Source organism: Kitasatospora sp. NPDC002551 (assembly GCF_040296005.1).
Classification (GTDB): Bacteria; Actinomycetota; Actinomycetes; order Streptomycetales; family Streptomycetaceae; genus Kitasatospora.
In genome coordinates this window covers 48522-54705 of record NZ_JBEOWI010000053.1, presented here as the reverse complement: position 1 = coordinate 54705, position 6184 = coordinate 48522, and the positions used below count along the sequence as shown (strand labels likewise).

The following is a 6184-nucleotide window of genomic DNA, read 5'->3' as shown; positions in this document are numbered from 1 at the left end:
CGCGGCCCCCCCCCCCCTCCTGCGCGCCCGCCCCCTGCTGTCGGTCGGCCCCCGCCTGCCGGCCCCGCTCGGGTTCCTGCGCGGGGCGGGGTCCGACTTCCTGCTCCGGCGGGCCGCGGCGCAGGGTGGCGGCGACCAGCCTTTCGACAGCCTCGCGCGGCACCTCGCCGCCGCTCACCAGCCGGTCGAAGACCAGGCCGTCGAGGCAGGTCGGCAGGGCCCTCGGCCAGCCAGGAGCTGCCCGGTCGATCATGTCCGGAGCTGCCATGGCCTGCTTCCGTGCTTGTGATCTTCAGGTCACTTCCGCGGCCATTCGAGAATGCCGAGTTCCCTCCGGATCAGGGCCACGGGTGAAGGCTGACCTGCTTGAGCGCCCGGTTGGCGAGGTGCCTCTGGTCCTCGGGGACGGACGCCCAGAAGGGGTGGGCCGATATGCGGGCCCCGAGCTGGAGTTGTGTGTCGCGGTGCTCGGGCGACTCCATCGCGTCCGCCCACATCGACCGTCTGGCGGCGTTGTACTCCCGCCGGAGCTGGATGAGGTCGTCGGGGAAGGACCACTCGTGAGGCATGCGCTGAGCCTAGTGGGGGTCGGCGGATGCTAGACCGCGGCCACCGCCGCTGCCACGAACAGCACTTGGAGCGCGGTGCGTGCGGGCAGCGGGGTGACGGGCTTTCCGGCGAGGGTGCCGCCGTGGCGGGCGGCGTACACGTTGGCGGGGAACATCGCGAGCATCAGCAGGGCGAGGCCGGCGGCGGCGTAGGGGGCGAGCGGGTGGACCAGGAGGCCGACGGCGCCGGCCAGTTCGAGGACGCCGGTGAGCGTGACGAGCAGGGCGGGGCGGGGGAGGGCGGGCGGGATCATCGCGACGAAGTCGCGGCGGAAGGCGGGCAGGAAGTGCGGCACGCCGGTGGTGAGGAACATCAGGGCGAGGGCGCCGCGGACGGCGGGCTGCCAGGCGTCGAGGGCGTCGACGGCGACGAGGCCGAGCAGGCGCAGGACGGCGAAGCCGCCGAGGAGGGCGATGAGCGGGGCCATGCGGACTCTCCAATCTTGTCACTGACAAGATTTGCTCGGCGGGGTAATCTTGTCAATGGCTAGATGAAGAGAGGAAACGGGATGGGGAAGACGGAGAGCTACCACCACGGGAACCTGCGGCGGGCGGTGCTGGACGCCGCGCTGGCGGCGATCGAGGAGTCGGGGCCGTCGGGGTGGAGCCTGCGGGAGCTGGCGCGTCGGGCGGGGGTGTCGCATGCCGCGCCGGCGCACCACTTCGGGGACAAGGCGGGGGTGCTCACGGCGGTGGCGGCGGAGGGGTTCGAGCTGTTCGCGGGGGCGTTGGAGCGGGCGGCGGGGGATCCGTACGGGGCGGGGGTGGCGTACGTGCGGTTCGCGGTGGACCACCGGGCGTACTTCGAGGTGATGTTCCGGCCGGAGCTTTACCGGGCGGACGATCCGGAGCTGGCGGCGGCCCGGGACCGGGCGGGGGCGGTGCTGGCGGCGAGCGGGCGGAAGCTGTCGCGGGGGGAAGGGGCGGACCGGGCGACGACGCTCGCGGCGTGGTCGGTGGCGCACGGATTCGCGAGCCTGTGGCTGAACGGGGCGCTGTCGGAGAGCAGGGGGGAGGCGGATGTGGAGGAGTTGGCGAGGGAGGTCCTGCGGGTGGTGTTCGGGGGCGGGGCGGAGTAGGAAGTCGGCGGGGCCGACTTCCTACTCCGCGGGGGGAGTCAGCGAATCTCGATGGTGATCGACTCGATGACGACAGGCTCCAGGGGGCGGTCCCCGGGTCCGGTCGGGGTGGCGGCGATGGCGTCCACGATCTTCTGGCTGTCGGGGTCGGCGACCTCGCCGAAGATGGTGTGCTTGCGGTTGAGGTGGGGGGTGGCGCGGGTGGTGATGAAGAACTGGGAGCCGTTGGTGTTCGGGCCCGCGTTGGCCATGGCCAGGAGGTAGGGCTTGGTGAAGAAGAGCTCGGGGTGGAACTCGTCGGCGAACTCGTAGCCGGGCCCACCGGTGCCGTCGCCGAGCGGGTCACCGCCCTGGATCATGAAGTTGCCGATGACGCGGTGGAAAGTCGTCCCGTTGTAGAGGGGCGCGGAGGTCGGAGCCCCGGTGGAGGGATCGGTCCACTCACGTGAGCCCTCGGCGAGTTCGACGAAGTTGCGCACGGTGCGAGGGGTGTGGAACTGGAAGAGCTTGGCGGTGATGGTGCCGTGGTTGGTCTTGATGACGGCGTAGTGCTGCGAGCCCATGGGCGGGGCACCTTTCGGAAGAGGTCAGACCCGCCCGATCCTGTCACGAGGTCCCATATTCACCCGTTCGTGAGCGCCGAACTGGGTCTCTCGGCCTGCCGTTCCGGTACTCTTGACCACGCTTCGCCTAAAGATGTAGTGATTAATTCGGTGTGGCTCCTCGCCGGTCAGGCGAGGAGCCACACGCGGGTTCGAGTCAGACCTTGTGCTCGGCATGGTGGTCGAACTCGCCGTTCTTGACGCCCTGGAGGAACTTGACGAACTTGTGAGGCATGGTGCGGATGATGATCCCTCCGCTGTCGGACTCACGTAGTTCGACCAGGCTGTCCGCAGTACGTACCTCGATGCATTCGTTCGATGCACCGCTGTAGCTGGACTTCTGCCATGCAGACTTACTCATACTTGCCCTTCAGCTCACTTGCGATATTCCGGATGAAGTCTCGTGAGTCCTCCTCGGAAAGAGCCGTGGAGTCCAACCCCGCGAATGTCGCGCGCTGGTTCGCCAGATCCGCCGGTGAGTGGAAGAAGAGAACGCCCTGGGCGCTGTCCATCTGAAGGGTGTCCAGCTCTGGAACCGGACCTTCGGCGTACATGATGTTCTCGCCAGCGCCGGGGAAGGTGTCCATGTCGAATGGCACCACGCGCACGGACATGCTGGGCTGCTCGGAAGCTTCAAGCAAGGCTGCGAGTTGGTCGGCGAGCACCCTTGGGCCTCCGAACTGCATCCGCAGCGCCGCCTCGTGGACAAACGAAACGTACGGAGTCCGGCGGGCCCTGACCACGCGCTGACGCTGTACGCGAAACGCGGTCCTGACATCGATGTCATGGCGTGGCAGTGGTGGGGAAATGCGGGAGAAGACCGCCGACGCGTAGGTCCCGGTCTGTTGCAGCCCTGGGATGTAGGTGGTCGCCCATGTGTAGAGCTTGTGGGCATGGGCCTCCATCTCCGCGATCTCCAGGAAGTCCGTCGGTAGGACTCCCTGATATTCCTCCCACCAGCCCTTGCCGCGTTCGACAGCCATCTCGACCAGCGCATCGATGAGGGGCTGGTTGGTGCACTTGCAGACCGCGGCGAACGAGCGCACGCGTTCGGCGCTCGCGCCGATCTTCGCGCTCTCCATCTGCGTCACTACCGACGGGCTCGCGCCGAGGAGTCTCCCCAGTTCGGTGCCGCCGAGGCCGGCCTGCTCGCGCATCTTGCGCAGCTCTGCGCCGAGCCGTCGCTGGCGAAGAGTCGGGTTGCTGCGACCGGGCATGGTGTCCTTTCGGCGTCGGGTGTGGCCAGTGTGCCGCGCGGGCCACTGGAGGGTCCAACCGGAAGCGAACCTCCGCCCGTAGGCCCCCCTCAAGGGGGAACTTTGGACTTCGGCACTAAATTTTTAGTGATCGTGCGCTATGGTCGTTCCACGATCGACCCGACGGATCGTCAGAAATGCCCATTTCTCCGGTAGTAGGTACCTGCTGCCCGGGCGCCGAAGAGCAACCACGCGTGACCTCCAATCCCGCCCTGGCCTGGCTCACGGCGACGTTCCCGCCGACCGACACCTCCCCACTCTCACCACCACCCCACGGGGGTTCACCATGCGTGCCTTCAACCCGCCCGACTGGTCCGCCGCCCGCAGCGAGCTGCGCAACCTCCTCGCCTCCGCCGGCTGGCACCCCGACGCCACCGCCGATGCCGAACTCGCCCTTCACGAGCTGTACATCAACGCGTGGAAGCACGCCGGCTGCCAGGCGCCCCGCGTCATCGTCGTCCTCAGCCCCCGCACCCTGCGGGTCTCGGTCGGCGACGACAGCCCCGACCTGCCCGAGCCCCGCCTCCCCGCCGACCCCTTCGCGGTCTCCGGGCGCGGGCTCCACCTCGTCCGCGCCCTCACCCACCGCTTCGGCTCCACCCCGACCAACACCGGCAAGGTCACCTGGTTCGAGCTGGACGCCGCCGCGTGAACGCCCCCATCACCCCCAGCGACACGTACCTGCGCACCTACACCGAGCCCGAGGTCACCGCTCTCCTCCGCGAACTCCACGAGCGCGGCAAGACCTTCGGCATCCAGTGGGGCTCCGCCACCGTCAACGGCACCACCATCGACGGCCGCCTCCTCGTCCACTTCGGCGACACCTCCCTCGCCACCCTCCTCAACCTCCTCGAACTCCTCCGCGAAGCGGGCCGGACGTGACCGGCTTCCTCATCGGCGCCGCCTTCGCTGCCCTCCTCGCCCTCGCCATCGCCACCGTCATCACCGGCGTCATCACCGCCCTCAAGGTCCACCACCACGCCGACGACGACGACCAGCCCAACTGACCCCCCGGAAAACCCGATCGAACACCCGCTTTCCGCTTGCTACGCTGCCTGAATGTCATCGGTCAAGAAGTTCCAGGTCACCTTCGACTGCGCGAAGCCCACCCTCCTCGCCCGCTTCTGGTGCGAGGTGCTGGGATACGTCGCCTCGCCGCCGGACGGGTTCGCCACGTGGGACGACTTCGACCGCTCGGACGCGCCCGGCAAGGAGCCCCAGTACTTCCCCTGCACCGACCCCACGGGCGAGGGCCCGCGCGTGCTCTTCCAGCGCGTCCCCGAGGGCAAGGTCGTCAAGAACCGCGTCCACCTCGACGTCCGCGTCGGCACCGGACTCGTGGGGGAGGAGCGCCTGGCCACGCTCCAGGCCGAACGCGAACGGCTGACCGCGCTCGGAGCGACGTGCGTGCAGGTCCTGATCGCCGACGAGGAGAACGAGTCCTGCATCCTGATGCGGGACATCGAGGGCAACGAGTTCTGCCTCGACTGAGGTGTCACCCGGGCGGGTGGGCGTCCCGCAGTCCCCGGCGCGCCCGCCCGCACGCCCAACCCCCCTGCGGTACCCCTTCGATGCACGCATCCCCGCACCGAAACGGGTACCCATGACCCTCCGCCGTCTGGCGCAGGCCGCCCTGGCCCTGGCCCTCGCCTGCCCCGTCCTCGCTCCGGCCGCCCCCGCCTGGTCCGTCCCCGTCTCCACCCGGGCGGTCATCCAGCCCCCGCTCCCCGTCGAGGACTTCCCTCCGCAGGTCGAGCGCGCCTGCCACATCTGGTTCGACCTCGGCTGGCCCACCAACCCGCGCCCGGTCGACTTCCGCCTCCCCGGCCCGGAGTACATCCGCGGCAGCAACTCCTACGGCAACCGCAGCGGCGACCTCCCGGCCGGCGCCCCGTACCACGAGTACGACGTCAACCCCCGCCCGACGCCCACCACCCACCGCGACGCCGAGCGCCTGGTCCGCGACGAGGCCACCGCCCGCACCTGGTACACCTTCGACCACTACGCCAACTTCCGTGAGATCTCCAGTGGTTGCTGAGGAACCCCTCGGCCCGGCCCGGTGGGACCTCCTGCCGGGCCATCCCTGGGCCGGGTTCGCCGCCGGCGCCCACCAGCTCCGCCTCGTCCGCGGCGACCGCTGCCGCACCCGGGCCGCCCTCTTCGCGCAGTGGGCCGAATCCCTCGCCTTCCCAGGCTACTTCGGCCACAACTGGGACGCGTTCGAGGAGTGCCTCCACGACGTCCTCCACCCACCCGGTGCCGAGACCACCACCCGCCTCCTCGTCCTCGTCACAGCCGCCGACGCCCTCCTCGCCGACGAGCCCCCCGACCAACTCACCCTCCTCCTCGCCATCCTGGACACGGCGGCCGCCACCACCCTCTCCACCGACTCCCCGCTCCGCGTCCTGTTCACCACCACCCCACCCCGCGCCGCCGCCACCGGCCACCGCCTGCGCACCGCGGGCCGCGCCATCTGACCGCGCCGACCGCGCCGCAGCGGTGCCGGCGGCCCTGGAAGGGCGGCCAGTCCGAGTCGGGGGGAGGCGACACCTGCCTCCGTTCGAACCTCCCGCCCGTCCGACGGCCGGCGCCGGTCGATGGCGACGGCGGCCACCCAGCAGGCCTGGCAGGCATCGGCC

General features: G+C 70.0%; 12 protein-coding genes and 1 pseudogene. 7 read left to right on the top strand and 6 right to left on the bottom strand.

Features of this window, described 5'->3' with window-relative positions; all coding sequences use genetic code 11:
* Positions 1 to 118: 118 nt before the first annotated feature.
* The 3 genes and pseudogenes from ABT093_RS32575 to ABT093_RS32565 all read right to left on the bottom strand — a co-directional run.
* Positions 119 to 217, bottom strand: a pseudogene (locus ABT093_RS32575) (TetR family transcriptional regulator); the annotation flags it as partial.
* Between the two features lie 121 nt (positions 218 to 338).
* Positions 339 to 569, bottom strand: coding sequence for a DUF8825 domain-containing protein (locus tag ABT093_RS32570; RefSeq protein ID WP_350570502.1), 231 nt, complete (start codon positions 567 to 569; stop codon positions 339 to 341).
* Between the two features lie 29 nt (positions 570 to 598).
* Positions 599 to 1036, bottom strand: coding sequence for a DoxX family protein (locus ABT093_RS32565; RefSeq protein ID WP_350570501.1), 438 nt, complete (start codon positions 1034 to 1036; stop codon positions 599 to 601).
* Between the two features lie 81 nt (positions 1037 to 1117).
* On the opposite strand from ABT093_RS32565, the gene ABT093_RS32560 reads away from it, so the two are divergent.
* A complete protein-coding gene (locus ABT093_RS32560) occupies positions 1118 to 1687 on the top strand; it encodes a TetR/AcrR family transcriptional regulator (RefSeq protein ID WP_350570500.1) in 570 nt (189 codons plus the stop codon).
* A gap of 38 nt (positions 1688 to 1725) precedes the next feature.
* On the opposite strand, the gene ABT093_RS32555 is transcribed toward ABT093_RS32560, so the two are convergent.
* The 3 genes from ABT093_RS32555 to ABT093_RS32545 form a co-directional block, all read right to left on the bottom strand.
* Positions 1726 to 2250, bottom strand: a complete 525-nt coding sequence (locus ABT093_RS32555) for a peptidylprolyl isomerase (RefSeq protein WP_350570499.1) — start codon at positions 2248 to 2250, stop codon at positions 1726 to 1728.
* 196 nt (positions 2251 to 2446) lie between these two features.
* Positions 2447 to 2650 carry a DUF397 domain-containing protein gene (locus ABT093_RS32550; protein WP_350570497.1) on the bottom strand — a complete coding sequence of 68 codons (204 nt, stop codon included), beginning with the start codon at positions 2648 to 2650 and terminating at the stop codon, positions 2447 to 2449.
* Entirely contained in the window at positions 2643 to 3506 is an 864-nt protein-coding gene (locus tag ABT093_RS32545; RefSeq protein WP_350570495.1) for a helix-turn-helix domain-containing protein, read from the bottom strand. Before ABT093_RS32545 ends, ABT093_RS32550 begins: the two co-directional genes overlap by 8 nt.
* Positions 3507 to 3831: 325 nt before the next feature.
* On the opposite strand from ABT093_RS32545, the gene ABT093_RS32540 reads away from it, so the two are divergent.
* The 6 genes from ABT093_RS32540 to ABT093_RS32515 all read left to right on the top strand — a co-directional run bounded on the left by ABT093_RS32540 (position 3832) and on the right by ABT093_RS32515 (position 6022).
* Positions 3832 to 4197 (top strand): ATP-binding protein, encoded by a 366-nt coding sequence (locus ABT093_RS32540; protein WP_350570494.1) that lies wholly within the window; start codon positions 3832 to 3834, stop codon positions 4195 to 4197.
* Complete coding sequence (locus ABT093_RS32535; protein ID WP_350570492.1) at positions 4194 to 4427, top strand: hypothetical protein; 234 nt, start codon at positions 4194 to 4196, stop codon at positions 4425 to 4427. The genes ABT093_RS32540 and ABT093_RS32535 overlap by 4 nt, the downstream gene beginning before the upstream one ends.
* Positions 4424 to 4552, top strand: coding sequence for a hypothetical protein (locus ABT093_RS32530; RefSeq protein ID WP_350570491.1), 129 nt, complete (start codon positions 4424 to 4426; stop codon positions 4550 to 4552). The genes ABT093_RS32535 and ABT093_RS32530 overlap by 4 nt, the downstream gene beginning before the upstream one ends.
* Before the next feature lie 52 nt (positions 4553 to 4604).
* Positions 4605 to 5036, top strand: a complete 432-nt coding sequence (locus ABT093_RS32525) for a VOC family protein (protein ID WP_350570489.1) — start codon at positions 4605 to 4607, stop codon at positions 5034 to 5036.
* A gap of 112 nt (positions 5037 to 5148) precedes the next feature.
* Positions 5149 to 5583 carry a ribonuclease domain-containing protein gene (locus ABT093_RS32520; protein ID WP_350570487.1) on the top strand — a complete coding sequence of 145 codons (435 nt, stop codon included), beginning with the start codon at positions 5149 to 5151 and terminating at the stop codon, positions 5581 to 5583.
* Positions 5561 to 6022, top strand: a complete 462-nt coding sequence (locus ABT093_RS32515) for a barstar family protein (RefSeq protein ID WP_350570485.1) — start codon at positions 5561 to 5563, stop codon at positions 6020 to 6022. The genes ABT093_RS32520 and ABT093_RS32515 overlap by 23 nt, the downstream gene beginning before the upstream one ends.
* Positions 6023 to 6184: the final 162 nt, after the last annotated feature.